Raw genomic sequence first — 25,070 nt, 5'->3', positions numbered from 1 at the left:
GTTCATATCCGGACAAAGCGGGCCGCTCAGCGGCCACAGCCTTCGCTCAGAGGCCCCCAGGGCGTACAGTGGTCTCATCTTGCCCTGTATGCATCGGCGCCACCGCCGCTCATGCAGCGGCCCTTCCCCCAACACCTCCCGAAAGAACGCCATGAAATCCCGCGCCGCTGTTGCCTTTAAGGCTGGAGAACCCCTGCAAATCGTTGAAATTGACGTCGCCCCGCCGCAAAAGGGCGAGGTACTGGTCAAGATCACCCACACCGGCGTCTGCCATACCGACGCCTTCACCTTGTCGGGAGACGACCCGGAAGGCATCTTCCCCGCCGTACTGGGCCACGAAGGCGCGGGCATCGTGATCGAAGTGGGCGAAGGCGTGACCAGCGTGCAGCCGGGCGACCATGTCATTCCCCTCTACACCGCAGAGTGTGGCGAATGCCTGTTCTGCAAGAGCGGCAAAACCAACCTGTGCGTCGCGGTGCGCGCCACCCAGGGCAAGGGTGTGATGCCCGACGGCACCACGCGCTTCAGCTACAAGGGCGAGCCTCTCTACCACTACATGGGCTGCAGCACCTTCAGCGAATACACGGTGGTGGCTGCGGTCTCGCTGGCCAAGATCAATCCACACGCCAACCCCGAGCAGGTGTGTTTGCTGGGCTGCGGCGTGACCACGGGCCTGGGCGCCGTCAAGAACACCGCCAAGGTGCAGGAAGGCGACAGCGTGGCCGTATTCGGCCTGGGCGGCATTGGCCTGGCCGCCATCCAGGGCGCAAAGCTGGCCAAGGCCGGCCGCATCATCGCCATCGACACCAACCCCGCCAAATTCGATCTCGCCCGCACCTTTGGCGCTACCGATTGCGTCAACCCGAAAGACTATGACAAGCCGATCCAGCAAGTCATCGTCGAGATGACCGGCTGGGGCGTGGACCACAGCTTCGAGTGCATCGGCAACGTCGAAGTCATGCGCGCCGCGCTCGAGTGCGCGCACCGCGGCTGGGGCCAGTCGGTGGTCATCGGTGTGGCGGGCGCAGGCAAGGAGATTTCCACCCGCCCATTCCAGCTGGTCACCGGCCGCAAATGGCTGGGCTCAGCTTTTGGTGGCGTCAAGGGCCGCAGTGAACTGCCCGGCATGGTGGAAGACGCCATGAGCGGCAAGATCCAGCTGGCGCCCTTTGTCACGCACACCATGGGGCTTTCGGACATCAACAAAGCCTTTGATCTCATGCACGCAGGCAAGTCGATCCGCTCCGTTGTCATCTATTGAACTGGAATCGGGCTGGAATTTTCAGTAATTTTTATAGCAAAAAGGGCCTCTAGCGCTTTATCCATAAGCCTCTCAAGCTATTATTTTAGGAGTCTTCATGTCCAACCCCACCCTTGAATTGCTCAGTGCCCACGCCTGCTTTGGCGGCGAGCAGCGCTTCTACCAGCACAGCTCGCGCGAGATTGGCCTGCCGATGAAGTTCTCGGTTTACCTGCCGCCGCAGGCGCTACAGGGTGAAAAGGTGCCGGCGCTGCTGTATCTGGCCGGCCTCACCTGCGACGAGAAAACCTTCATGGAGAAGGCAGGCGCCCAACGGCTGGCGTCCGAGCTGGGCCTGGCTCTGGTCGCGCCCGATACCAGCCCGCGCGGCGCCAACGTTCCGGGCGAGGCCGATGCCTGGGATTTCGGTGTCGGCGCCGGCTTCTACCTCGACGCGACGCAGGCGCCCTGGAAGCAACACTGGCGCATGGAGAGCTACCTCGCAGGCGAGCTGATGCCACTTCTGAGCGCGCAATTGCCGATCGACAAAGCACGCATCGGCATCTTCGGCCATTCCATGGGCGGGCACGGAGCGCTCACGCTGGCACTGCGCCACCCCGGCATGTTCAAAAGCCTGTCGGCGTTCGCACCCATTGCCGCGCCGACGCAGTGCCCCTGGGGCCGCAAGGCATTCGGCGGCTACTTGGGCCGTGACGAGAGCGAATGGCGCAAGCACGACGCCAGTGTGCTGATGGCATTGCAGGAAACTCCGCCCTACCCAGGTGGCATACTGATTGACCAGGGCCTGGCCGACAAATTTCTGCTGGAAATGCAGCTCCTGCCGGAAACCTTTGAAGCCGCCTGCGCCCAGGCCGGCCAGCCGCTGACGCTGCGCCGCCAAGCCGGCTACGATCACGGCTATTACTTCGTGCAGAGCTTCGTCGAGGACCATCTGAACCACCACGCGCAGCAGTTGCGCTGAAAGCAGTGCAGGCAGCACAGTGGCGGCCGTAGCGCCACCGGGCGCTGCGGACGGCTTGCTGCCGGGTGGCGACTGTTTAAGGCACGCTTAATTCATCTCCCCGAGAATCCGGTCCATGGAATTTTTGCTGCGCCTGCCTGCGCCGTTTCGTTTTGCCTTGCGCCGTCCATCGGCCGCCTTGCCGCCCGCTTTCGTCGTTCTTGCCATTGCGCTATGGATGGCCTCTTTTGGCAATTGGCCCCTTTGGCGCGCACTGGCAGATACACAAGCACCGGGCAGCGCCCCGCACGGCTGGGCATTTGTATTGGGTTTTGGCGTGCTGATTGCAGCCGGCAATGCGGCCTTGCTGATGCTCTTCGCCTGGCGCTGGACGCTCAAGCCCATCGCCACGCTGCTGCTGCTCATTACGGCGTTTGGCGCCTACTTCATGCTCAACTACGGCATTGCCATCGACGCCAGCATGCTCACCAACGTGTTGCAGACCGATGTGCGTGAAGCCGGTGACTTGCTGAGCTGGCGCATGCCCGCCGTGGTGCTGGCGCTGGCTGGTGCCCCGTTGTGGTGGCTGTGGCGCCAACCCGTGGCAAGGCCCACGCCCTTGCGCTCGCTGGCGCAGAACGCCGGCTGGTTGCTGCTTTTTCTGGGCGTGGCGGTGGCCAGCGTGATGGCGATGTTCCAGGAGTTTTCCTCGACCATGCGCAACCAGCCCCAGCTTCGCTACCTGATCAACCCGCTCAATAGCGTGTATGCGCTGGGCCGCATTGCCACGCAGCCTTTGCGAATGGACACGCACACTCTGCTGCCTTTTGGGCGCGATGCCCATCTGGGCGCCAGTTACGTCAATCAAACCAAGCCGCCCTTGTTGGTACTGGTGGTGGGTGAAACCGGGCGCAGCGGCAATTTTGGGTTGAATGGATACGCTCGCGCCACCACGCCGCAGTTGTCCGCACGAAACGACTTGGCCAGCGCAAGCAACGCGTGGGCGTGTGGCACCAGTACCGCCACCGCCCTGCCCTGCATGTTTTCCGGCCTGGGCAAAAGCGGCTACGAAGCCCGGAAAAGCAACTACGAAAATCTCCTGGATGTGCTGGCGCATGCCGGTCTGGCGGTGCTGTGGCTGGACAACCAGTCGGGCTGCAAAGGAGTGTGTGATCGCGTCGCTTCCGCCAGCACCACCGCCAGCACGAATCCCAACTGGTGTACCGGTGGCGAGTGCCTTGACCCGGTCATGCTCGCGGGACTTGACGAACGCCTGGCTGCCCTGCCGGCCGATCAACGTGCTCGCGGCACCGTGCTGGTGCTGCACCAGATGGGCAGCCACGGACCTGCCTACGCGCGCCGGTCTGCGCCCGCGCTAAAGAAATTCACACCGGAGTGCCAGTCGAACGCCCTGCAGGAATGCAGCCAGGAAGAAGTCGTCAATGCCTATGACAACAGCATCGTCCAGACCGACGCCTTTCTGGGCGCGACGCTGCATTGGCTGGAGAACAAGCAGGCAGAGTTTCAACCGGCCATGATGTATGTGGCCGACCACGGAGAATCGCTGGGGGAGAACAACATCTACCTGCACGGTCTGCCCTACGCGATTGCACCCGATGTGCAAAAGCATGTGCCCTGGATCACCTGGCTGTCGCCTGCCATGCAGGCGCGCTCCGGCGCGAGCACCGCCTGCCTGCAAAAGGAAATGGCCACGCGCCGGATCAGCCAGGACGACTATTTCCATTCGGTGCTGGGGCTGCTCGATGTGCAAACCACCACCTACCAAGCCGCCAACGACCTCTTTGCCCCCTGCCGAGCCAAGGGCTGAATGCGTTACTCCATTTCCAAATCATTTGTGACGCGAAGATGGGCCGCAGACGTTGCTGCAGCAAGGCGAAGTCGACAATGTGACGGATGATTTAGAAAGGGAATTACAGGCTCTGCGCCAGTCCCACCAGCCAGCCAGCACCCAGCAGCCGCGCCTGCCAGCGCAGCGCCCGCACTGCGGTGGCCGCCGGGCGTTCCACCTTCTCGTAGAGCAGCCAGCCGGCCACAATGGACGCTGTGAATGCCACCCAAAGCCCCACGGCGTGAAGCCAGGCTTGCCCCGGCCAGAGCGCCGAAAATGCCGCGTTCACCGCCAGGCATACGGGGAAATGCACCAAGAACACGGAGTAAGAGCGTTTCCCCACCCAAGCGAACGGGAACGCGGCGCGCTCCGCAAAAGCTGTGCGCGAAGGCGTTGGCCCCAAGGCCAACCAGAGCAGAAAAATGGACGTAGCGAGCGCCAGCGCCACACGCGGGCGAACCTCCAGCGCCAGCGCGACTGCACCAAGCGCTGCAAGCACCACGAGCCAGCGCGTCGGCCGCGCACTGCGCGTGGCCCAGTAAGTGGCCATGCCCAGACCATAAGAGCCAAAGAAATAAATTCCCCAGACGTCCAGCGCTGCATTGCGATTGAAGAACCACAGTGACGCTGCGCACAAGCCCAGTACGCCGGCCTGCCCCCACGCCACTGCCGCGCCAGGAGTTCGCCCGATACGCCGGGCAAACGCCAGCCACAGTGCCGCGATGGAAAACAGCTGGAAGTCGATCGCCACGTACCATACGCCAGCAGACAGCGCGGGCTGCCCCAGCACATCCTGCAGCATGAGCGCGTTGGCCAGCAGCTGCGTCAGATGCGGTGCTTCCGGGACGCTGGCATCGGCCAGCCAAGGGCGAACCACCGCCGCTGCGGCCACGGCGGTCAGCAGCGCCGCCGCGTAGGGAACGGCGAGGCGCACGAAGCGCCGCCCGATCTGCGAGGTGGCGTTCTCGAACGTTGCCAGCCCCGTGGGCGCGAGGCTTGCCGCCGCCAGATACCCCGCCACGACGAGGAAAATCTGCACCGCCATGCGCGCATAGTCGTACAGCCAGGCCATCAGCGTCGGCGCGAGCGGCCAAACCGTGTTTGCCAGTGGTCCGTAGGCGGAGAGGTGGTGCCAGACAATGGCCATGCAGGCCGCCCCCTTGAGTACATCGATCCAGGGGCTGCGGGGGAAGAAGACGTCATGCGATGCGAAACAGGAGAATCCCAGGCACAGAGCGCGGCGCTGGGCAGACATCCTTAAGTGAAAACCGTGCCTTGGCGTTGACTTGGCTTTGCAAGTATTCGTGCTTGACCAATGCCAATGCCTGACAGTGCGGCATGGCCACAGAGCTACACTGGGGGATTCACCCAAATCATAAGAACGGTCTGCGGCATGTCCAAACCTCCTATCACTGTCTCGTCGCTGGATCTTGAGCGGCTCGAATCCCTGCTTGAAACTCCGGCTGGTGCCAGTTTTCCGGGCCGAACGCAGTTGCAGGCAGAGCTCGATCGCGCCGAAATTGTCGAACCCGCCAACATGCCGCCCCATGTCGTCACCATGCATTCGAAGGTGAAGTTCTCCATTCAGGAGACCGGCAAGGACTTCTGCCTCACGCTCGTCTATCCGCGCGATGCCGGGAGCACAGAGAACGCCATTTCGATTTTTGCGCCCGTGGGCAGCGCCTTGCTGGGGCTTTCCGTGGGCGACGAACTCGCCTGGCCGGTGCCTGGTGGTGGCAGCATGACGGTGCGGGTCGCCGAGGTGATGTACCAACCCGAGCGCGCTGGCGAACTGCACCGCTGATGCGATAACCTGGGTGTAGCCGTGCACATGAATCTGATGAATTCAACAGACCCCGGTGATTGCGAGACGCTTGTGCGCATCGACGCGCAGGGCGCTGTGGAACCATTCGATCCGCACTCAACCAGCGCGTTTCAGCGGCGTCTGGACCGCGCGCCCGCCTGGTTTTGTTCCTTTCTTGCAGGAAATACCCGCGAAAAGACGCGATTTCGCACGGAACTGGCAACCATGCGAGGATCCGTCGTATGGCTCATCCGCCAGCGCAGGCAAGGTGCGTGGACCGTTACCGAGCGCGCCCACCTGCGCGACGTGATGCGTTCGGCTTCATCGGTAAGCCCCTATCTGGTCATCTGGGTGGTGCCAGGATCCATGCTGCTACTGCCATTTCTTGCATGGTTCATTGACCGTCGCCGCAGGCGGCCCAAGCGGGCCTGAGGGTAGGCGGCCGTCTATACCACATTTTGTAAAACCAGTATTTATACTCAGATAATCGTAATTTGTATAATTTGCGGGTGCTTTACAACCTGATTCGCAGGTAATCATTCATTTTGCTTCGTTGCGCAGGCTACGGAACATTTCCCAGCACGCTGTAGGCGTGCTTTTTTGTTTCTACCGTTTTGCCGTAGGACATGGGACGTTCAAACTCCCTGCGCTTTTCTTGGACTCCGCTCTGCGCGAGTGGCTCCAGACAGGGCAGAGCCTTTTGCGGCCACGTGCAGCGTGCGCCCGCTTCCATCTGATCCGACCCACAGCGCCTGTACTGGCAGTGGGCGCCGACACAAGGAAATCCATTCATGGCCAAGCAGATATCCATCGAGCACGCCTTCAAGGTGTTTGGCGATGCGCCCGAAGCCGCCCTCGCCCTGGTACGTGAGGGCCACAGCAAGAACGAAATTCTGGCGCGTACCGGGCAGTCCATTGGCGTGTTTGACGCCCATTTCGACATTGGGGCCGGCGAAATCTTCGTCGTCATGGGCTTGTCTGGCTCCGGCAAATCGACGCTGGTGCGCATGCTCAATCTTCTGATCGAGCCCACCGCCGGGCGCATCCTGGTCGACGGCGTCGACTTGGCCAAGCTCTCTGACAGCGAGTTGCGGGCGCTGCGCCGCAAGGACATCAGCATGGTGTTCCAGTCGTTTGCGCTCATGCCGCACATGACGGTGCTGGACAACACCGCACTCGGTCTGGAACTCGCCGGTGTGGCGCGCACCGAGCGCCAAAGCCAGGCAGCACAGGCCCTGGAACTGGTGGGGCTCGCTGGTTGGGGAGCAAGCTACCCCGACGAGCTGTCCGGCGGCATGCAGCAGCGCGTCGGACTGGCGCGCGCACTGGCATCTGACCCGTCGATCCTGCTGATGGACGAGGCCTTTTCAGCGCTCGACCCCATCATCCGCACCGAAATGCAGACCGAACTGCTGCGTCTGCAGGAGATTCGCCGCCGCACCATCGTCTTTATTTCGCACGACCTGGACGAAGCCATGCGCATTGGCGACCGGATCGCGATCATGAAGGACGGTCATGTGGTCCAGGTGGGCACGCCCGACGAAATCCTCCGCGCCCCTGCCGACGATTACGTGCGCAGCTTTGTGCGCGGCGTCGACGCGGCTGCCGTGTTCAAGGCCGGCGACATCGTGCGCAAGCCGCTGACCATCGTCTCCGAGCACACCGACCGGGGTTCTCGCGCCGCGCTCAAGCTCATCGAGAACGACGACCGCGACTTTGCCTACATCGTCAGCTCCAAAGGCAGTTATCTGGGCACGGTGTCTGCCGACTCGCTGCGCACTGCGCTGGACGGCCACAACGGCCCGCTCGGCCTGCAGCATGCCTATCTCTCGGGCCTGGATCCGATTGCGGCCGACGCTCCCGTGGCCGACCTGTTTGGCCAGGTCGCGCATGCCCCCTGCGCCGTGCCGGTGCTCCACGGCGACGGCCGCCTGGCAGGCGTGATCAGTAAGACCACGCTGCTCAAGTTCCTTGACCGGGACACCCCACACATCGAAGCGCCCGCCAGCCCGGCCGCACAAGCCACTGCCCTGGCTGCCTGAAAGACATTCTCATGACCGACACCACGCTCCATCCACTGGTCGCCCAGGCGGCACCAGCAGAGACCAACCCCTGGGCCAGCAGTGGCGATACAGCTCCCGCTTCGCCATCGCCCTGGGATACTGCCGCCACCCCACCCGCCGCGTCCTCCTCTGCGCCGGCCGGCACCGACGCCTGGGGAACGGCCGCTGCAAGCCCCGACCCGGCAGCCGCCAGCGGCTGGCTCGACGCCCCGCACGCACTTGCTGGACAGACCGATGCCGCAGGTCACTCAACCGGTTTCGCATTGCACCAGTTGTGGGACGGCTCGCTTCCCATCGAGATCTGGATCAACCACGGCCTGGCCTGGGTGGTGCAGAACTTCCGCCCCTTCTTCCAGACCGTACGCGTGCCGATTGACGAGACTCTCTCATGGGTCGAAGGCCTGCTGACCAGCATTCCTTCGCTCGCCATGATTGTGCTGATGGGCGTTCTCGCCTGGCAGTTCGCCGGACGACTGATTGCGGTGGGCGCCGTGGTCTCATTGCTGGTCGTCGCCATGCTGGGCATCTGGCCCGAAGCCATGGTGACGCTGTCGTTGGTGCTCACTTCGCTGGTGTTTTGCATCGCAATTGGCCTGCCGCTGGGCATCTTCCTCGCGTCCAGCGACCGGGCACAACGCGTGATGCGTCCGTTCCTTGACGCCATGCAGACCACCCCGGCCTTCGTCTACCTGGTACCCGTGGTCATGTTATTTGGCATTGGCAACGTGCCCGGCGTCATCGTCACCATCGTCTTTGCTCTCCCGCCACTGGTGCGCCTGACCAATCTGGGCATCCGCCAGGTGCGGCCCGACCTGATTGAGGCGGCCCGTGCCTACGGCGCCTCGCCGATGCAGATGCTGCTCAAGGTGCAGCTGCCGCTGGCCATGCCATCCGTCATGGCGGGCATCAACCAGTCGCTGATGCTCTCGCTGTCCATGGTGGTCATTGCCTCGATGATCGCCGTGGGCGGCCTGGGCCAGATGGTGCTGCGCGGCATTGGGCGGCTCGACATGGGCCTGGCCACCGTGGGCGGCCTGGGTATCGTGCTGCTCGCGATCACGCTCGACCGCATCACCCAGGCCATGGGCCAGCCACGCCGCGGCGTGCGCCACTGGTGGCAGACCGGCCCGGCCGGCATGGTGTTGCGCCTGGTGCGTCCTGCCCAGGCCGCGACACCGACGGCCGCTTCCACCCCCGAGCCTTCGTCCACCACCCAAGGATGAAAACCTGTTTCCCTTTCCCTTTCCACAAGCAAGGAGCTTCCCGCATGCAAAAAAACACCCCGTACAAAATCCACACCCTCCTGGCCGCCGCCGCACTCGCTTTCGGCCTGAGCGGCACCGCCGCCTCCGCCGACTCCATGCCTGGCAAGGGCGTGGAAGTGCAACCGCTCAAGAGTTCGATTGCCGAAGAGACCTTCCAGACGCAACTCGTCATGAAGGCGCTGGAAAAGCTTGGCTATGACGTGAAACCCATCAAGGAAGTCGAATACCCCACGGCCCATATCGCGATTGCCAACGGCGATGCCACCTTCATGGCGGATCACTGGAACCCCATGCACGCCGACTTCTACAAGAACGCCGGCGGCGACGACAAGCTGGCGCGCAAGGGCGTGTATTCGGACAACGCCGCGCAGGGCTACCTGATCGACAAGAAGACGGCCGACAAATACAAAATTACCAACATCGCCCAATTCGCAGATCCCAAAATCGCCAAGCTGTTCGATGCCGATGGCGACGGCAAGGCCGATCTGACAGGCTGCACCCCCGGCTGGGGCTGCGAAGCGGTGATTGAGCACCAACTCACTGCCTTCAAGCTGCGCGACACGGTGACGCACAACCAGGGCAGCTACTCGGCGCTGATTGCCGACACCATCACCCGCTTCAAGGCCGGCAAGCCCGTCTTCTATTACACCTGGACTCCGTACTGGGTCAGCGCCCAGCTCAAGCCCGGCAAGGACGTGGTCTGGCTGGAAGTGCCTTTCTCCTCGCTGCCCGGCGAACAAGGCAAGCTCGACACCAAGTTGCCGAACGGCAAAAACTACGGCTTCGTGGTGAACAAGCAGCAAATCGTGGCCAACAAGGCGTTCACCGAGAAGAACCCCGCCGCCGGCAAGCTGTTTGAAGTGATGCAGCTGTCCATCAACGACATCAACTCGCAGAACAACCGCATGGCCCAGGGCGAGAACAGCGCCGCCGACATCGATCGCCACACCGAAGGCTGGATCAAGGCGCACCAGAAGACGTTTGACGGCTGGCTGGCCAAGGCCCGTGCCGCAGCAAAATAATGGTGAAAATGGCCTATAGCGCCCGTCAGTAAAGCGCTAAAAGCTATACTTTCAGTAGCAAAACCGGCGTTCCGCAAGGGCGCCGGTTTTTTTGTGCCCCAACGGCGTGCAGAGATGCACGTTGCTGGTGCGCCTGCGGGCAATGGCTGTGCGGCACGGTGCAGTGGTGGTGCAGTGGTGGCGCGCAAGCCTGGCTCCAGGTTGGCGCATTTTTTGCTCAAAAGCGTGCATGGCGCTTTCGCGAGCGCTCCCCACAACCCTCCTTTTCCGCACCGAAGGATTCCATGGACGCCAGCCACCAGGGCACCGACACCCTCTTCCTCTTGCTTGGCGCCGTCATGGTGCTGGCCATGCACGCCGGCTTTGCCTTTCTGGAACTGGGCACCGTGCGCAAAAAGAACCAGGTCAATGCGCTGGTGAAAATTCTGGTGGATTTCTCGGTCTCCACCGTCGTGTATTTCCTGGTGGGCTACGGCGTCGCCTATGGCACGCACTTCTTCGTGGGCGCCGAAGAATTGGCGCAGCAACACGGGGTGGACCTGGTGCGCTTTTTTTTCCTGCTCACTTTTGCTGCGGCCATTCCCGCCATCGTGTCCGGGGGCATTGCAGAGCGCGCACGCTTTTGGCCGCAACTGATCGCAACGGCCGCCATCGTCGGCTTTGTCTACCCCTTCTTCGAAGGTATCGCCTGGAACGGCCACTTCGGCGTGCAAGCCTGGATTGCGCGCATCACCGGTGCCGAGTTCCACGATTTTGCCGGCTCTATTGTGGTGCACGCCGTCGGCGGCTGGATTGCACTGCCCGCCGTGCTGCTGCTTGGGTCCCGCGCCAACCGCTATCGCAAGGACGGCGCGATTTCCGCACACCCGCCCTCGAACATTCCGTTTCTGGCGCTGGGCGCGTGGATTCTCATCGTCGGCTGGTTCGGCTTCAACGTGATGAGCGCGCAGAGTTTGAACAAAATCTCCGGCCTCGTGGCCGTCAATTCGCTGATGGCCATGGTCGGTGGCACGCTGGCGGCGCTGGCGCTGGGCAAAAACGACCCAGGCTTCGTGCACAACGGCCCGCTCGCCGGGCTGGTGGCCGTCTGCGCCGGCTCGGACCTGATGCACCCACTCGGGGCATTGGTGGTCGGCGCCGTGGCCGGGGCCTTGTTCGTCTCGATGTTCACGCTGACGCAAAACCGCTGGAAGATTGACGACGTGCTCGGCGTGTGGCCGCTGCACGGCCTGTGCGGAACCTGGGGCGGTATTGCAGCCGGCATCTTCGGCAGCAAGGCACTGGGCGGCCTGGGCGGCGTCGCCTTGGGTGCGCAATTGCTCGGCACCGGTCTGGGCGTGGCCTGGGCCGTGCTGGGTGGCACGCTGGTGTACGGCGTGCTCAAGGCCACGATGGGCCTGCGCCTGACGCGCGAGCAGGAATTCGCTGGCGCCGATCTTTCCATCCATCGCATCGGCGCCACCGCTGAGCGCGAAGCGAGCTGGTAGGTCAAGCGCGCCGGCGCGTGCGGCGCGACGTCCGACGCGCCAGCGCAGGCTGAGCAGCTACGCTTACACCGGGTAACGTGGCTCGGTGGTCTGAAACCCTTGTTTCTCCGGCGCTGCGCAGTCTCCATCAACATGAAGCTTCGTCCCCTTTTCGCTACCGCCGGACTGGCCTGCGTGCTCAGCGCCTGTTCCGGCCTGCCAGAGAACGTCGAGCGGCCGGTATCGCATGCGCTGGCAACGCCTGCCAGCACCACGCTGAGCAGCATGGTGACGCAGCGCCGCGACCAGGCGCGGGCCCGCAGCAACTCGGGCTTTCTCCTGCTGAGCGGCCCGGACGACGCCTACGGCAGCCGTCTGGCGCTGACCGAAGCCGCAGAAAAGACGCTCGACCTGCAGTACTACGCCATCCACGCCGACGCCAGCACGGCACGGCTGCTGCGCAGCGTGGTGCAGGCGGCGCGGCGCGGCGTGCGCGTACGCGTGCTGCTGGACGACTTCCACAGCACCGGGCGCGACGCCCAGGTGATGCGCCTGGCGTTTGAGCCCAACATCGAGATGCGCATGTTCAACCCGGTGGCCGGGCCGCGTGCTTCCAAGATCGGCCGCATGTTCAGCGCCGTGATGGATTTTTCGCGCGCCCAACAGCGCATGCACAACAAGCTGTTCATTGCCGACAACGCGATGGGGGTGACCGGCGGGCGCAATCTGGGCGACGCGTATTTTGGCAACGCCGAGGCCGGCAATTTCGTCGACCTCGATGTGCTTGCTGCAGGTCCCATCGTGGCCGACCTCTCGCGCAGCTTCGACAAATACTGGAACAACAAGCGCGCCTACCCGGTGGAATCCCTCATCAGCAAGGAAGAGCTGCTCAAGATGCGCGAGAAAATTCGCGCCGAAGATGCGGCCCAGGCCGACGAGCCTGCGCAAGACGCGACGCAGGAGCAGGCCCAAGCAGTGAAGCAGGCGAAAACAGCGAAGGCGCGGGTGGCAGCGATAGCGCCGGCCTCGGCGGCCGAGCCCGGCAACGGGACCGTGACCAAACAAGACGTCAAGGAAGTCCAGAAACAGCACGCCGCGCAGTTCGAGCCCATGGACCTGGCGCATGCGCGCTTCGTCTGGGCACCTGCCGTGATGCTGGCCGACGAGCCCGCCAAAATTGCCGCAGAAAGCAGCCCCGGCCCCGCACCCCGCGAAAACGCCGTACCCGCCAAGACCGCCACCCTGGCTTCAGGCAACGCACAGGGCGAGCCCGACGCCGAAAGCGCGCAAAAGGCGCCCCCGTTTTCCGAGCCACCGGGCGAAACCGTGGTGGATGGCCTGCTGCAGCTCATGGGCCAAGCCAAGCACGAATTGCTCATCGTCTCACCCTACTTTGTGCCGGGCAAAAACATCATGCAAGCCTTCGAGGAAGCGCGTGAACGCGGCGTGCGCGTGCGGGTGCTGACCAACTCACTCGCTTCCAACGACGCACCGATTGCGCATGCCGGCTACATGGGCCACCGCAAGGCCATGCTCGACTTGGGACTTGAGCTCTACGAGATGCGCAGCGAGCAGGCAGGGCTGCGCAATGCCTTTGGCTTGTCGGGCTCGGGTGGCAGCGCCACCGGCAGTTCCCGCGCCATGTTGCACTCCAAATTTCTCGTCATGGACGGCCAACTGCTGGCCATTGGCTCCATGAACCTGGACCTGCGCTCCGAGCTGCAAAACACCGAAATCGCCTTGCTGATCCGCAGCCGCAAGCTCGCGGCCATTGCCGGCAAGCAAATCGAAGCCGGCATGCGTGATCTGGCCTGGCATGTAGAACAAGACGAGCAAGGCCTGATCTGGCACGCCCCCAAGGGGAGCGACTTGGAGGACACGCGCTCGGAGCCCGACACCAGCTTCCTGCTGCGTCTGCTGATGAACGTGCTGGGCCCTTTGGCGCCCGATCACCTGCTGTGAGGTCTTACTGATCCGCTTCGTCGGCAATGCGCCGCAGGGCCACGCCCACTGCTGCCTGCTCGGTGAGCACGCGAACCGTGTCGTAGGCCGTTTGCGCTTGCGGGTAGCGTCGGCGCAGCAAATTGAGCCACTGCTTGAGCCGCCCGGCGCGCTGGCGCGGCTCCAGCTGCGCGCACACCAGCTCCCAGAATTCGAGCAGGTGCGGCACCAGCGCGCTCCAGGGAAGGGGTGCAGGTGCGCCGCCGAGCTCGTGTGCACGCAGCGCCAGCGCCAAGCCGGGATCGGCCACCATGCCCCGCCCCAACATCAACGCATCGCAGCCAGACATGGCACGGCAGCGAAGCGCATCCTCCACCGTCCAGATTTCGCCGTTGGCCACCACCGGCACACGCACCGCCGCACGGATGGCGGGAATCTGTTCCCAGTAGGCCGGCGGGCGGTAGCCGTCCTGCTTGGTGCGCGCGTGCACCACGATCTCACAAGCCCCCGAATCCGCCATCGCCTGCGCGCAGGCCACCGCAAGCGCGGCATCGTCGTAGCCCAGCCGCATCTTGCAGGACACCGGCATGGCCGCCGGCACGGCGCGGCGCACTGCGGCCACCACCTGCGCCAAACGCTCGGGTTCGCGCAGCAGCGAAGCGCCGCCGCCGTGGCGGTTGACCACGCGGGCCGGACAGCCAAAGTTCAGGTCAATGCCCTCAGGCCCCAGTGCCGCCAGGGCGGCGGCGTTGTCCGCCATGCTTGCCGGGTCTGAGCCCAGCAGCTGCGCGCGCACCGGCGTTCCCGCCAGCGTGCGACCACCGTTGCGCAGCTCAGGCAGGTAGCGAAAAAAGACCTTGTCGGGCAGCAGCGTGCCGGTGACGCGAATGAACTCGGAGACGCAGCGGTCCACGCCGCCCACGCGGGTCAGAATGTCGCGCAGCACAAAATCGAGCAGCCCCTCCATCGGGGCCAGCAACAGCATGGGCGGGGTTGTAGCGGACACGAAGTTTTGTGTCAAATCGGCCTCTAGCGCTTATCCAGCAAGCGCAAGCAGCTACAAATTCAGGAGTTGATTATTCGGCCGCCGCTAACCGCCAGAGCGAGGTCACCTCGGCCGAGCGCGCCGCATACAGGGCGTCGCTTGCGTCCTGCGCCTTGGCGTGGTGCGGGCGCACGTCGCTGCGGCCCAGCACCCGCAGGCCGGCAGCGGCTATCCAGCCCAGCAACTCTTCGCGCGAGCGCAAACCCAGGTGCTCCGCCAGGTCCGACAACAGCAGCCAGGCTTCGCCGCCCGGAGTGAGGTGGTCCGTCAAGCCGGCCAGAAAACCGCGCAGCATCTGGCTGCCTTCGTCGTAGATGGCGTGCTCCAGCGGCGACGCGGGCCGCGCGGGCAACCAGGGCGGGTTGCAGACGATGAGCGGGGCGCGGCCGGGTGCGAACAGGTCGGCGCTGTGCAGCTCCACCTGCTTGGTCAAGCCCAGGCGCTGCAGGTTGTCCTTTGCGCAGGCCTGCGCGCGTGGCGCGTTTTCGGTTGCCACGACCCGCTTGATGCCCCGGCGCACCAGCAAGGCGGCCAGCACCCCGGTGCCGGTGCCAATGTCAAAAGCCAGCGAGGTATCGCCAGGCAAGGGCTGCTGGGCTACCAGGTCCAGGTATTCACCTCGAATAGGCGAAAACACGCCGTAGTGCGGGTGGATGCGGTTGCCAGGAGCTTCTCCCAACAGGGGAATCTCGACGCCCGTTTTGCGCCATTCGTGGGCCCCGACGACACCCAGCAGCTCGCGCAGCGAAACCACCGTGGGCTCGCCCGTCGGTGCGCCCCAGGCCTCGGTAATGGCGACGCGCCAGTCGGGTGCGCGGCGCAGGGCAATCGAGTAATCGGGCTCCAGGGCGATGAGCAGCGTGCCCAGCGTGCGCGCGCGCTGCGACTGCGCCTGGCGGTGCAGGTTGAAGCGATCCAGCGGGCTGGCAGCGGCCGCCTTCTCGGCAGCGCGGGCCGCCGCCTTGGCAGGCTTGTTGTCCGCGCGGCGCGCCAGTGCCTGCAGCAACTGGCGGGCGTTCTGGAAGTCGCCGCGCCACAGCATGCCGGTGCCGGCACACGCCAGGCGGTAGGCGCTGTCAGCGCTCAAGGTGTCGTTCGCCAACTCGACGCGGCGCGGCGCGCTGACACCCGCCTCGCTGTGCCAAGAGGCGCTGGCAGCCACGCCCTTGGAAGTGGTCCACGCAATGGTGGGGGCGGCGTCGCTGGCAGAAGCAGGGGTCATCAAGGAAGAGGTCTCGGTAAAGCGCAGAAGGAAATCCGCCGAAAAGCAGCCGGCAATCAGCCGGCAATGGCACGCTTGAGGCGCACTTCCTCGATCTTCACGCTGCCGACCACGGCCGTCTTGGCAGTGGACATTTCGCGCTTGAAACCCGCGAGCTCGTGAAAGCGGATGGCGCGCTCGTTGCGCAGCGGCACCCAGGCGGTGACGTTGGTACAACCTTCTTCCTGCAGCCCGTCGCGTGCGGCGTCCCACAGCGCCAGGCCCACGCCCTTGTTCCAGTGCGTCGGAGCAGCGTAGATGGCCCAGATTTCACCGGTGGTGGGGCGCGATTTTTCGTCGCGCGAGCGGTCGTAGCCGACGAAGCCGATCACCTTCTCGCCCTCGACGGCCACCTGCACCTGCGGCTCGCAGTATTCGATGGCTTCGCGCCAATAGGCCTGGCGCTTTTCTACCGAGAGGGACTTGAGCTGCTCGTCGGGAACGATGCCTTGGTAGGCCTCTTGCGCGGCGATGGTATGGATTTGCGCGATGGCTTTGGCATCGCGAAGCGTGGCGGGGCGGACCTGAATACTGGACATGAAAAAACCAACCGAAACGGACAACGGAAATTGAAAAAGGAGCGGCATTGTCGCCGCAAACGGGTTTTCCCTCCCCGGCGCCGGCCTGCGCGTGCCAAGGTCACACCTGCGCCGTCCCGCTGAAACGCCTAAATAATGCGGCGCAACATTTTGAGCGTGGCGTCAAGCCGCGCACCATAAGGTGGATAGAACACCGAGCCCAGCGACCAGCGCGACTGAATCAGCACCGACTTCTGGTGGCAAAAGCGCAGGAAGCCCTGCTCGCCGTGGTACGCGCCCCAACCGCTGTCGCCCACGCCGCCAAAGGGCAGGTTGTCATGGGCAATGTGCATCAGCGTGTCGTTGACGGTGACGCCGCCGCTCACCGTGCGCGCCAGCACGTCATCGCGCACGCTGTCGCTGTTGCCGAACCAGTAAAGCGCCAGCGGACGTGGGCCGGCGTTGATGTGGGCCACCGCGTCGTCCAGCCGGTCGTAGGAGATCACAGGCAGGATGGGGCCAAAGATTTCTTCCTGCATCAGCTGCATGTCGGATGTGGCGCCCAGCACCAGCACGGGCGCCATCTGGCGGCTGGTGGCGCCATCAAGGGTGGACGCGCCCGGCGCCACGGATTGGCCCGTCAAAGGGTCCATGGAGAGCACCTGCGCGCCCTGTGTCTGCGCCTGCTGCAGCATGGTGCGCAGGCGGGCCAGGTGGCGCGGGCTGATGATGGAGGCGTAATCGTCGTTTCCGGCGATCGTCGGGAACAGCTTGGCCACCGCCGCCTTGTAGGCATCGGCAAAGGCCCCTTCGCTGCCGCGCGGAACGAGCACGTAGTCGGGCGCAATGCAGGTCTGGCCGGCGTTCAGGAGCTTGCCGTGGGCGATCTTGAGTGCGGCGTCTTCCAGCCGGCAATCCGCGTCGATGATGCAAGGCGACTTGCCCCCGAGTTCGAGCGTGGTCGGCGTGAGGTTGGCAGCCGCCGCCTGTGCCACCTTGCGGCCCACAGCGGTGGAGCCAGTGAACACCAGGTGGTCAAACGGCAGCGCGGCAAAAGCACTGGCCACGGCCGCATCGCCCTGGACCACGCAGACTTCGTCGGGCGTGAAAAACTGGGCCAGCAGGCGTTCCAGCTGCGCCGAGGTGTGGGGGGTGAGTTCGCTCGGTTTGATCATCACCCGGTTGCCCGCAGCCAACGCCGTAATCGCTGGCGCCAGGGCCAGCTGAATGGGGTAGTTCCAGGGCGATATCACGCCCACCACGCCGAGTGGCTGGCGCTCGATGCGGGCGCTGGCGGGCAACAGGTACAGCGGCGTGCTCACCTTCTGCGGCCGGCTCCAGCGCGCCAGGTGCTTGAGCGTGTGGCCAATGAGGGTGTGCAGCACGAACAGGTCGGCCACCTCGGTCAGGCGCTGCGAGCGCACGCCGAAATCGGCCTCGACCGCCGCCGCCAAGGTGCCGCTGTGCTCGTCGAGGAGTTTGCGCATGCGCAGCAGGCGCTCGCGGCGCACCACCAGGGGCACGGCCACGTGCTCGCGGCTGGCTTGGTACTGGGCATCAAAGAGGGCGCGCAGGTCGGTAGAAGTCATCGTTGCATCATAGTGGCCGGCCTGGGCCGGACTTAGGGGAAGCGCCTTAGTCCTTAGGGCAGTGCTCAATCGCTCTTGGGGGCACGCGGCTGCACGTCGGTCACGTCTTCGGTGCCGGGCAGCGGGCGCATCAAGGGCCCCGCAGCGCCCGTTTGTGGCGGTGTCGGCGGCTGTTCGGGTTCGGCTGGTGCCTGACCCTGCCGGCGCCAGGCACCACGGCTGGCTGCAGCGCGCCAGGCGCTTCGCGGATCGACGCCCATCACCCAGGGGGTCACCGGCCGACCAGTGATGCGCGCCCACAGTGCGCGCAGGCCCCATAGCGCGGCCAAAAGCAGCACTGCCGTCAGCAGGCTGAGAAACACCACCAGCCCCGCCACAAGCACCACGGCGCGCAGCAGCCAGCCGGCAAGTCGGTTCAACACATCGTCCAAAACGAATCCTGGTGAATGATCATAAAAAAACCATCAAAAATCGGCGCCAGCGCTTATTCATAAAGCGCCGGCAGCTATCTTTTTCATACTACTGAGGCACATCTTCCGCTTGCGACTGCCCGCTGAAGTGAAACACGCCCGGCGCCTGCACGGGGTCGACATCCACCGCAATCACGCTCTTGGGCGGGAACTTGCCCTCCAGCAGCAGCTTGGACAGCGGGTTCTCGATGCGCTGCTGAATGGCGCGCTTGAGCGGCCGCGCACCAAACACCGGGTCGAACCCGACCTTGGCGAGCTCGGCAATGGCCGTCTCCGAAACCTGCAACTCCAGCTCCATCCTTGCCAGCCGCGCCTGCAGGATCTGCAGTTGAATGCGCGCGATGGACTCGATGTGCGCAGCATCCAGCGCGTGGAACACCACGGTTTCGTCGATTCGGTTCAGGAATTCGGGTCGGAAATGGTTCTTGAGTTCCCCCCAGACCGCATCCTTGATGTCGTCCGAGTCCTGCCCCACCATGGCCTGGATCAGGTGCGAGCCGATGTTGCTGGTCATCACGATCACCGTGTTCTTGAAGTCCACGGTGCGGCCCTGGCCGTCGGTCAAACGGCCATCGTCAAGCACCTGGAGCAGCACGTTGAACACGTCGGGGTGCGCCTTTTCCACCTCGTCGAGCAACAACACGGCATAGGGCTTGCGGCGCACGGCTTCTGTCAGATAACCGCCCTCTTCGTAGCCCACGTAGCCGGGCGGCGCACCGATGAGGCGGGCGACCGAGTGCTTCTCCATGAATTCGCTCATGTCGATGCGGATCAAATGGTCTTCGCTGTCGAACAGAAAGCCCGCCAATGCCTTGCACAGCTCGGTTTTGCCGACGCCCGTGGGGCCAAGGAACAAAAAACTGCCCGTGGGGCGGTTCGGATCGGACAAGCCCGAACGCGAGCGGCGGATGGCGTTGGCTACAGCGGCGATCGCTTCGTCCTGGCCCACCACGCGCTCGTGCAGCTTGGCTTCCATCAGCAGGAGCTTGTCGCGCTCTCCCTGCATCATCTTGGAGACGGGGATGCCCGTGGCGCGGCTCACCACTTCGGCGATTTCCTCGGCGCCGACTTGCGTGCGCAGCAGGCGATTGGGCGTGTGCGCGCCGGCGCCGGACTCCTTGTCCTGCGCTTCCTTGAGCTGCTTTTCCAGCTCCGGCAGCTTGCCGTATTGCAGCTCGGCTACCTTGTTGAAGTCGCCCTTGCGCTTCCACTCCTCAATCTGCAGCTTTGCAGACTCCAGCTCTTCACGCACATGCTGGCTGCCCTGGGCCTGGGCCTTCTCCTGCTGCCAGATTTCATCCAGATCGGCGATTTCCTTTTGCAGGGTGACAATTTCTTCCTCGATCAGGCCAAAGCGCTTTTGCGAGGCTTCGTCTTTTTCGCGGCGCACCGCTTCGCGCTCGATCTGCAGCTGGATCAAACGGCGGTCGAGCCGGTCCATGACTTCGGGCTTGGAGTCGATTTCTATCTTGATCTTTGCCGCGGCCTCGTCGATCAGGTCAATGGCCTTGTCGGGCAGAAAGCGGTCGGTGATGTAGCGGTGTGAGAGTTCGGCGGCGGCCACGATCGCCGGGTCGGTGATCTCCACGCCGTGGTGCAACTCGTAGCGCTCCTGCAGGCCGCGCAGGATCGCGATGGTGGCTTCCACCGTCGGTTCACCGACGATGATTTTCTGAAAACGCCGTTCCAGCGCAGCGTCTTTCTCGATGTACTTGCGGTACTCGTCCAGCGTGGTCGCGCCCACGCAGTGCAGCTCGCCGCGTGCGAGCGCGGGTTTGAGCATGTTGCCTGCGTCCATCGCGCCCTCGGCCTTGCCGGCGCCGACCATGGTGTGCAGCTCGTCGATGAAGACAATGGTCTGCCCTTCGTCCTTGGCCAATTCCTTGAGCACAGTCTTCAGGCGCTCCTCGAATTCGCCACGAAACTTGGCGCCCGCCAACAGCGAAGCCATGTCCAGCGAGAGCACGCGTTTGCCCTTGAGCGACTCCGGAACTTCGCCGGCAATGATGCGCTGCGCCAGGCCTTCGACAATGGCCGTCTTGCCGACGCCGGGCTCGCCAATCAGCACCGGATTGTTCTTGGTGCGGCGCTGCAACACCTGAATGGCGCGGCGGATCTCGTCGTCGCGGCCAATTACCGGGTCCAGCTTGCCGGCGCGGGCGCGCTCCGTCAGATCGATGGTGTATTTCTTCAAGGCCTCGCGCTGGCCCTCGCCCTCGGCGCTGTCCATCTTCTGGCCGCCGCGCACGGCTTCGATGGCGGCCTCCAGGCTCTTGCGCGTCAAGCCGTTTTCCTTGGCAATGCGCGCGGCTTCGCCCTTGGAGTCTGTCAGCGCAAGCAAAAAGAGTTCGCTGGCAATGAAATTGTCGTCGCGCTTGATGGCTTCTTTTTCGGTCGCCTGGAGTACACGTCCGAGTTCGGGCCCGCCCTGAACTTGGTCCTGCCCCGTCACCTGCGGCAGGCGCTTGACCGCAGCCTCGGCCGCTGCCAGCAGGCCGGACACGTTGGCGCCGGCACGTTCGAGCAGTGCACGCGGGCCGTCCTCCTGGCGCAGCATGGCCACCAGCAGGTGCACGGGTTCGATGTAGGCGTTGTCATGCCCCAGCGCAAGCGATTGCGCATCGGACAGGGCTTCCTGAAATTTGGTGGTGAGTTTGTCAAGACGCATGGGTGCATTCCTCCAGATTGCTCAGAACGTGGGGCGAAGTCGAGCGTATTTCAAGCGGCCCACAGACCGAGGATTTGCGCCACGTCATGATTTACGCAGGCGTGGATGGCGCGCAATTACTATTAATTAAATAGCGGCTTGCTCTTTATGGTCGTGCGTTAACGGCGATTTCTGCAATATTTTTCGACACGAATTGCTTCAGGCCGCTGGCGCAGTCGCCGCCGCGCTCCAAGCGAGAGGCGCGGGGGTTTTCAGCGCCGTGCTGGCAAGCGACAGCAAGTCGTTAAAGCGCTGCCCCTGTACCAGCACATGCTGGCGCGCGGTCTGGGCTGCGGCCTCGCCGTCGCCCCTTTGCAAGGCGTCCACGATCTCGCGGTGTTCCTGCAGGGACTGCCCCATGCGATGGCGCAACTGCAGCTGCAGGCGGCGGTAGGGTTTGAGGCGATTTTTCAGCGCGAGGGTTTGCTGCACCAGAAAAGCGTTGCCGCAGGCCTGGTAGATCAGCCGATGGAATTCCTCGTTGGCGTAGTAGTAGGCGTTGATGTCCTGGGTTTCGCACTGTAAAGTGCAGGCGGCCAGCGCGTCTTCCACCTCGTGCAGCACCACGGCCGTTGCGCGCCGCGCTGCCAGGCGCGCGCACATGGCTTCGAGTTCGGCCATCACCTCGAACATCTCGATCAACTCGGCAATGCCGATCTGCGTCACAAACGTGCCGCGCTTGGGCTGCACGGCCACCAAGCCGCTGATCTCAAGCTGCTGCAAGGCTTCCCGTACGGGAGTGCGGGAAACGCCAAAGCGCTCCATCAACTGCTCGATCTGCACCTGCTCGCCGGGGCGCATGCGGCCATTGACGATGTCGTCTTCCAGCTGGTCGCGCACCTGCTGAACGCGGGAGCTTGCGGATCGGTTCGACTTCATGGCGAGGCGCGGGTAATTCCTAGGCTGTACATGCGGTCTGATAAATATAACATCGCAAAACATTTATACAACAGCTTCGCCACCCGTCACAGGAGACAAACCATGACCCCGCATTTCACGCCCCGCCTGACTGCCCTTGGAATCGCCGCGCTCATTGGCGTATGCGGTGCAGCGCACGCCGAAACCGTGCTCAAGCTCTCTCACCAGTTCCCTGGTGGCAAAGGCGACGTGCGCGACGAAATGGTGCAAATGATGGCGCGCGACGTGGCCGCAGCCAATGTGGACTTGACCATCAAGATCTTCCCTGGCTCCAGTCTGGTCAAACCCCAGGAACAGTGGAAAGCGATGCTGACGGGACAGATCGACATGGCCTCGTTCCCGCTTGATTACGCGTCGGGATTTCACGCACAGTTTGGCGCCACGCTGATGCCTGGCCTCGTCAAAAGCCACGCCCACGCCCGGCGCATCAACGACTCCGATTTCATGAAGGACATCAAAGGCATCATTGAACAGGGCGGCGCCAAAGTCCTGGCCGATGCCTGGTTGGCCGGTGCTTTCGCCAGCAAGGACCAATGCATTCGCAAGCCCGACGATGCCAAGGGCCTGAAAGTTCGCTCGGCCGGCGCAACCTTCTCGCAGATGTGGGCCGGAGCAGGTGCCTCGGTGGTGTCGATTCCGTCAAGCGAGGTCTACAACGCGCTGCAACAGGGCGTGATCTCGGCGACCGACACGTCCACCGGCAGCTTTGTCTCCTTCCGCCTGTACGAGCAGGTCAAATGCATCACGGCGCCGGGCGACAACGGCCTGTGGTTCATGTACGAGCCCGTACTCATTTCGATGAAGAGCTGGAACAAGCTCAACGACGCGCAGAAAAAGGCGCTGACCGCAGCATCGAAAAAGGCGGAAGACTATTTCGAAGGCGAGTCCAAGAAACTTGACGACAAGATGGTCGAGACGTTCAAGGCCAACAAAGTCGAGGTGGTCACGATGAGTGACGCGGACGCCGATGCCTGGCGCGCGGTTGCCCAGAAAACTTCCTACAAAAACTTCTCAGAGAAGGTTCCAGGCGGCAAGGAGCTGATCGAGAAGGCGCTGAGTGTCAAGTAATTCGGCACTGCCAAGCCGCTCTGCCGCGCCAGCGCCGCTGTGGGTCACTGCAGTCGAATTTGCGTCGCGCCTGTTTGGCGTGGTGGCAGCCGCCATGATTTTGGTGTCGGTAGTCGTGGTGTGCCAGATGGTTTTCGTGCGCGCAGTGCTGCACGAATCCACCATCTGGCAGACCGAGTTTGTGATGTACCTGTTGGTGGCGGCAACCTTCATTGGGGCACCCTACATCTTGCTCACCCGCGGGCATGTGGCGGTCGACGTTTTGCCGTTGATGGCGCGCCCTGGCATGCGTGTGGTGCTGCACGCTGCGGGCACGCTCATCGCCTTGGCGTTCTGCGGTTTTTTCCTTTATGCCTCAGTGCCCTGGTGGCACGAAACCTGGGTGTCCGGGCAGACCACTTCTTCCCTTTGGCGGGCCCGCGTCTGGATTCCCTACCTTTCCGTCCCGGTGGGCCTTGCGCTGCTGTGCCTGCAATTGCTGGCTGACTTGTGGATGGTGCTGACGCAACGCAGCCATCCGTTTGGCCTTTCGCCCGAAGACGTGCTTTGAACCCCGTGGAGACTTCATGAGTGCACTCACCATTGGGCTGCTGATTTTTGTCGTCACGGTGGCGGTGCTAGCGACAGGTATTCCGATTGCGTTCGGCCTGGGCGCAGTTGCACTGCTATTCATGGTCGCATTCGACGGCTGGAGCAGCATCAATTTCGTTCCCGAAACCATTTTTGCCGGACTGAGCGATTTCACACTGGTGTCGCTGCCGATGTTCATCATCATGGGCGCTGCTGTGGCCAGCTCGCGCGCCGGCAGTGACCTGTACGAGGCGCTGTCGCGCTGGTTGCACCGCGTTCCGGGCTCCCTCGTGATCTCCAACATCGGTGCCTGCGCGCTGTTCTCGGCGCTGACCGGGTCGTCCCCCGCCACCTGCGCAGCCATTGGAAAAATGGGCATTCCAGAGATGCGCAAGCGCGGCTACGACGCCGACCTGGCCACGGGAGCGATTGCAGCAGGCGGCACGCTGGGCATTCTGATTCCGCCCAGCATCACGATGATTCTGTACGGGATTGCGTCGGAAACCTCCATTGGCCGCCTGTTTCTGGCGGGCGTGTTGCCAGGCCTGATGCTTACCGGCCTGTTCATGGCATGGGCACTGTTCATCAGCTGGAAACGCGGCACGGTGCTGGTGGATGCCGACCGCATCTACAGCATGAAGGAAAAGTTCGAACTGCTGCCCCGGCTTCTGCCGTTCATTGCCGTCATCGTCGGTGTCGTGTATGCGCTGTATGGCGGCATCGCCACACCGTCGGAGGCAGCAGGCGTCGGCGCTGCGCTGTGCCTGGCGATGGTGGTCGTGATCTACCGCGTATGGCGACCCATGGACCTGTGGGCCATACTGCGCGACGGCCTGCGCGAGTCGGGCATGCTGATGCTGATCATGGGCACGTCGATCCTGTTCGGCTACATGATGTCCTCGCTGCAGGTGACGCAGTCGGTGGCGCAGGCGATCGGCGAGATGCACGCCAATCGCTGGCTCATTCTCGCCGCCGTCAACTTGCTGCTGCTGGTCGCCGGCATGTTCTTGCCGCCGGCCGCCATCATCCTGATGACCACCCCCATTCTGATGCCGGTGATCACGGCCGCGGGGTTCGACCCAATCTGGTTCGGCGTCGTGCTCACCATCAACATGGAGCTGGGCCTGATTACGCCGCCGGTGGGCCTGAATCTCTTTGTCATCAACGGCATCACGCCCGACGTGCGCCTGCCCACCATTCTGAAAGGTGCGTTTCCTTTCATGCTGTGCATGGTGGTAGCGATCCTGATCCTGTGCGTGGTGCCCGAGATTGCCACTTGGCTTCCCAAGGCACTGATGGGCTGAAACGCCTTG

General features: G+C 63.6%; 21 protein-coding genes. 13 read left to right on the top strand and 8 right to left on the bottom strand.

Annotated features, from left to right (window positions below):
- The first annotated feature begins 151 nt into the window (after nt 1-151).
- The 3 genes from C6571_RS12540 (at nt 152) to C6571_RS12530 (ending at nt 4,029) form a co-directional block, all read left to right on the top strand.
- Nucleotides 152-1,261: an S-(hydroxymethyl)glutathione dehydrogenase/class III alcohol dehydrogenase gene (locus C6571_RS12540; RefSeq protein ID WP_106446979.1), complete on the top strand. Its 1,110-nt coding sequence runs from the start codon at nt 152-154 to the stop codon at nt 1,259-1,261.
- Between the two features lie 97 nt (nt 1,262-1,358).
- Nucleotides 1,359-2,222 carry an S-formylglutathione hydrolase gene (gene fghA, locus C6571_RS12535; RefSeq protein ID WP_106446978.1) on the top strand — a complete coding sequence of 288 codons (864 nt, stop codon included), beginning with the start codon at nt 1,359-1,361 and terminating at the stop codon, nt 2,220-2,222.
- A gap of 115 nt (nt 2,223-2,337) precedes the next feature.
- Nucleotides 2,338-4,029 (top strand): phosphoethanolamine transferase, encoded by a 1,692-nt coding sequence (locus tag C6571_RS12530; RefSeq protein WP_106446977.1) that lies wholly within the window; start codon nt 2,338-2,340, stop codon nt 4,027-4,029.
- 103 nt (nt 4,030-4,132) lie between these two features.
- Here C6571_RS12530 and C6571_RS12525 read toward each other — a convergent pair whose 3' ends face one another.
- Nucleotides 4,133-5,197 carry an acyltransferase family protein gene (locus C6571_RS12525; RefSeq protein ID WP_245901270.1) on the bottom strand — a complete coding sequence of 355 codons (1,065 nt, stop codon included), beginning with the start codon at nt 5,195-5,197 and terminating at the stop codon, nt 4,133-4,135.
- Between the two features lie 246 nt (nt 5,198-5,443).
- Between C6571_RS12525 and rnk the strand changes: the two genes are divergently transcribed.
- The 7 genes from rnk (at nt 5,444) to C6571_RS12485 (ending at nt 13,632) form a co-directional block, all read left to right on the top strand.
- Nucleotides 5,444-5,854, top strand: a complete 411-nt coding sequence (gene rnk / locus C6571_RS12520) for a nucleoside diphosphate kinase regulator (RefSeq protein ID WP_106446975.1) — start codon at nt 5,444-5,446, stop codon at nt 5,852-5,854.
- A 36-nt stretch (nt 5,855-5,890) separates the two neighbouring features.
- Nucleotides 5,891-6,286 (top strand): hypothetical protein, encoded by a 396-nt coding sequence (locus C6571_RS12515; RefSeq protein ID WP_245901269.1) that lies wholly within the window; start codon nt 5,891-5,893, stop codon nt 6,284-6,286.
- Nucleotides 6,287-6,645: 359 nt separating this feature from the next.
- Complete coding sequence (proV, locus tag C6571_RS12510) at nt 6,646-7,896, top strand: glycine betaine/L-proline ABC transporter ATP-binding protein ProV (RefSeq protein ID WP_106446974.1); 1,251 nt, start codon at nt 6,646-6,648, stop codon at nt 7,894-7,896.
- A gap of 11 nt (nt 7,897-7,907) precedes the next feature.
- On the top strand, nt 7,908-9,140 hold the full coding sequence (gene proW / locus C6571_RS12505) for a glycine betaine/L-proline ABC transporter permease ProW (protein WP_106446973.1): 1,233 nt from the start codon (nt 7,908-7,910) through the stop codon (nt 9,138-9,140).
- 44 nt (nt 9,141-9,184) lie between these two features.
- Nucleotides 9,185-10,204 carry a glycine betaine/L-proline ABC transporter substrate-binding protein ProX gene (gene proX / locus C6571_RS12500; RefSeq protein WP_106446972.1) on the top strand — a complete coding sequence of 340 codons (1,020 nt, stop codon included), beginning with the start codon at nt 9,185-9,187 and terminating at the stop codon, nt 10,202-10,204.
- Nucleotides 10,205-10,488: 284 nt separating this feature from the next.
- Entirely contained in the window at nt 10,489-11,691 is a 1,203-nt protein-coding gene (locus tag C6571_RS12490) for an ammonium transporter (RefSeq protein ID WP_106446970.1), read from the top strand.
- Between the two features lie 132 nt (nt 11,692-11,823).
- Complete coding sequence (locus C6571_RS12485) at nt 11,824-13,632, top strand: phospholipase D family protein (protein WP_106446969.1); 1,809 nt, start codon at nt 11,824-11,826, stop codon at nt 13,630-13,632.
- A 4-nt stretch (nt 13,633-13,636) separates the two neighbouring features.
- On the opposite strand, the gene C6571_RS12480 is transcribed toward C6571_RS12485, so the two are convergent.
- From C6571_RS12480 to C6571_RS12450, 7 genes are all read right to left on the bottom strand, one after another.
- Nucleotides 13,637-14,596: a tRNA dihydrouridine synthase gene (locus C6571_RS12480; protein ID WP_106446968.1), complete on the bottom strand. Its 960-nt coding sequence runs from the start codon at nt 14,594-14,596 to the stop codon at nt 13,637-13,639.
- Between the two features lie 91 nt (nt 14,597-14,687).
- A complete protein-coding gene (locus C6571_RS12475; RefSeq protein WP_106446967.1) occupies nt 14,688-15,878 on the bottom strand; it encodes a methyltransferase in 1,191 nt (396 codons plus the stop codon).
- Between the two features lie 56 nt (nt 15,879-15,934).
- Nucleotides 15,935-16,456 (bottom strand): GNAT family N-acetyltransferase, encoded by a 522-nt coding sequence (locus C6571_RS12470; RefSeq protein ID WP_106448223.1) that lies wholly within the window; start codon nt 16,454-16,456, stop codon nt 15,935-15,937.
- A gap of 128 nt (nt 16,457-16,584) precedes the next feature.
- Nucleotides 16,585-18,024, bottom strand: a complete 1,440-nt coding sequence (locus C6571_RS12465) for a coniferyl aldehyde dehydrogenase (protein ID WP_106446966.1) — start codon at nt 18,022-18,024, stop codon at nt 16,585-16,587.
- A 65-nt stretch (nt 18,025-18,089) separates the two neighbouring features.
- The gene (locus tag C6571_RS12460) at nt 18,090-18,446 is read right to left on the bottom strand and encodes a hypothetical protein (protein ID WP_245901552.1); all 357 of its coding nucleotides are present in this window, start codon (nt 18,444-18,446) and stop codon (nt 18,090-18,092) included.
- Nucleotides 18,447-18,543: 97 nt separating this feature from the next.
- Nucleotides 18,544-21,162, bottom strand: a complete 2,619-nt coding sequence (clpB, locus tag C6571_RS12455; RefSeq protein ID WP_106446964.1) for an ATP-dependent chaperone ClpB — start codon at nt 21,160-21,162, stop codon at nt 18,544-18,546.
- Nucleotides 21,163-21,360: 198 nt separating this feature from the next.
- Entirely contained in the window at nt 21,361-22,080 is a 720-nt protein-coding gene (locus C6571_RS12450) for a GntR family transcriptional regulator (protein ID WP_106446963.1), read from the bottom strand.
- A gap of 102 nt (nt 22,081-22,182) precedes the next feature.
- On the opposite strand from C6571_RS12450, the gene dctP reads away from it, so the two are divergent.
- The 3 genes from dctP to C6571_RS12435 are packed head-to-tail and all read left to right on the top strand — an operon-like array spanning nt 22,183 to nt 25,061.
- Nucleotides 22,183-23,187, top strand: coding sequence for a TRAP transporter substrate-binding protein DctP (gene dctP / locus C6571_RS12445; RefSeq protein ID WP_106446962.1), 1,005 nt, complete (start codon nt 22,183-22,185; stop codon nt 23,185-23,187).
- Nucleotides 23,177-23,737 carry a TRAP transporter small permease gene (locus tag C6571_RS12440; protein ID WP_211300634.1) on the top strand — a complete coding sequence of 187 codons (561 nt, stop codon included), beginning with the start codon at nt 23,177-23,179 and terminating at the stop codon, nt 23,735-23,737. The genes dctP and C6571_RS12440 overlap by 11 nt, the downstream gene beginning before the upstream one ends.
- Before the next feature lie 16 nt (nt 23,738-23,753).
- Nucleotides 23,754-25,061 (top strand): TRAP transporter large permease, encoded by a 1,308-nt coding sequence (locus C6571_RS12435; protein ID WP_106446961.1) that lies wholly within the window; start codon nt 23,754-23,756, stop codon nt 25,059-25,061.
- The last annotated feature ends 9 nt before the right edge of the window (nt 25,062-25,070 follow it).

It is taken from the genome of Simplicispira suum (assembly GCF_003008595.1).
Classification (GTDB): domain Bacteria; phylum Pseudomonadota; class Gammaproteobacteria; order Burkholderiales; family Burkholderiaceae_C; genus Simplicispira; species Simplicispira suum.
Note: the sequence above shows the minus strand (reverse complement) of the source record. Positions and strands in the feature narration are given on the sequence as shown.

Bases quoted from the DNA above. Each gene is read 5' to 3' on its own strand.
- proW (WP_106446973.1), top strand. From the start codon at position 7,908: ATGACCGACACCACGCTCCATCCACTGGTCGCCCAGGCGGCACCAGCA.
- fghA (WP_106446978.1), top strand. From the start codon at position 1,359: ATGTCCAACCCCACCCTTGAATTGCTCAGTGCCCACGCCTGCTTTGGC.
- C6571_RS12475 (WP_106446967.1), bottom strand. From the start codon at position 15,878: ATGACCCCTGCTTCTGCCAGCGACGCCGCCCCCACCATTGCGTGGACC.
- C6571_RS12480 (WP_106446968.1), bottom strand. From the start codon at position 14,596: ATGCTGTTGCTGGCCCCGATGGAGGGGCTGCTCGATTTTGTGCTGCGC.
- C6571_RS12465 (WP_106446966.1), bottom strand. From the start codon at position 18,024: ATGACTTCTACCGACCTGCGCGCCCTCTTTGATGCCCAGTACCAAGCC.
- C6571_RS12525 (WP_245901270.1), bottom strand. From the start codon at position 5,197: ATGGCCATTGTCTGGCACCACCTCTCCGCCTACGGACCACTGGCAAAC.
- proX (WP_106446972.1), top strand. From the start codon at position 9,185: ATGCAAAAAAACACCCCGTACAAAATCCACACCCTCCTGGCCGCCGCC.
- C6571_RS12490 (WP_106446970.1), top strand. From the start codon at position 10,489: ATGGACGCCAGCCACCAGGGCACCGACACCCTCTTCCTCTTGCTTGGC.
- C6571_RS12530 (WP_106446977.1), top strand. From the start codon at position 2,338: ATGGAATTTTTGCTGCGCCTGCCTGCGCCGTTTCGTTTTGCCTTGCGC.
- C6571_RS12450 (WP_106446963.1), bottom strand. From the start codon at position 22,080: ATGAAGTCGAACCGATCCGCAAGCTCCCGCGTTCAGCAGGTGCGCGAC.
- C6571_RS12515 (WP_245901269.1), top strand. From the start codon at position 5,891: ATGAATTCAACAGACCCCGGTGATTGCGAGACGCTTGTGCGCATCGAC.
- proV (WP_106446974.1), top strand. From the start codon at position 6,646: ATGGCCAAGCAGATATCCATCGAGCACGCCTTCAAGGTGTTTGGCGAT.
- C6571_RS12540 (WP_106446979.1), top strand. From the start codon at position 152: ATGAAATCCCGCGCCGCTGTTGCCTTTAAGGCTGGAGAACCCCTGCAA.
- C6571_RS12470 (WP_106448223.1), bottom strand. From the start codon at position 16,456: ATGTCCAGTATTCAGGTCCGCCCCGCCACGCTTCGCGATGCCAAAGCC.
- clpB (WP_106446964.1), bottom strand. From the start codon at position 21,162: ATGCGTCTTGACAAACTCACCACCAAATTTCAGGAAGCCCTGTCCGAT.
- rnk (WP_106446975.1), top strand. From the start codon at position 5,444: ATGTCCAAACCTCCTATCACTGTCTCGTCGCTGGATCTTGAGCGGCTC.
- C6571_RS12485 (WP_106446969.1), top strand. From the start codon at position 11,824: ATGAAGCTTCGTCCCCTTTTCGCTACCGCCGGACTGGCCTGCGTGCTC.
- C6571_RS12435 (WP_106446961.1), top strand. From the start codon at position 23,754: ATGAGTGCACTCACCATTGGGCTGCTGATTTTTGTCGTCACGGTGGCG.
- dctP (WP_106446962.1), top strand. From the start codon at position 22,183: ATGACCCCGCATTTCACGCCCCGCCTGACTGCCCTTGGAATCGCCGCG.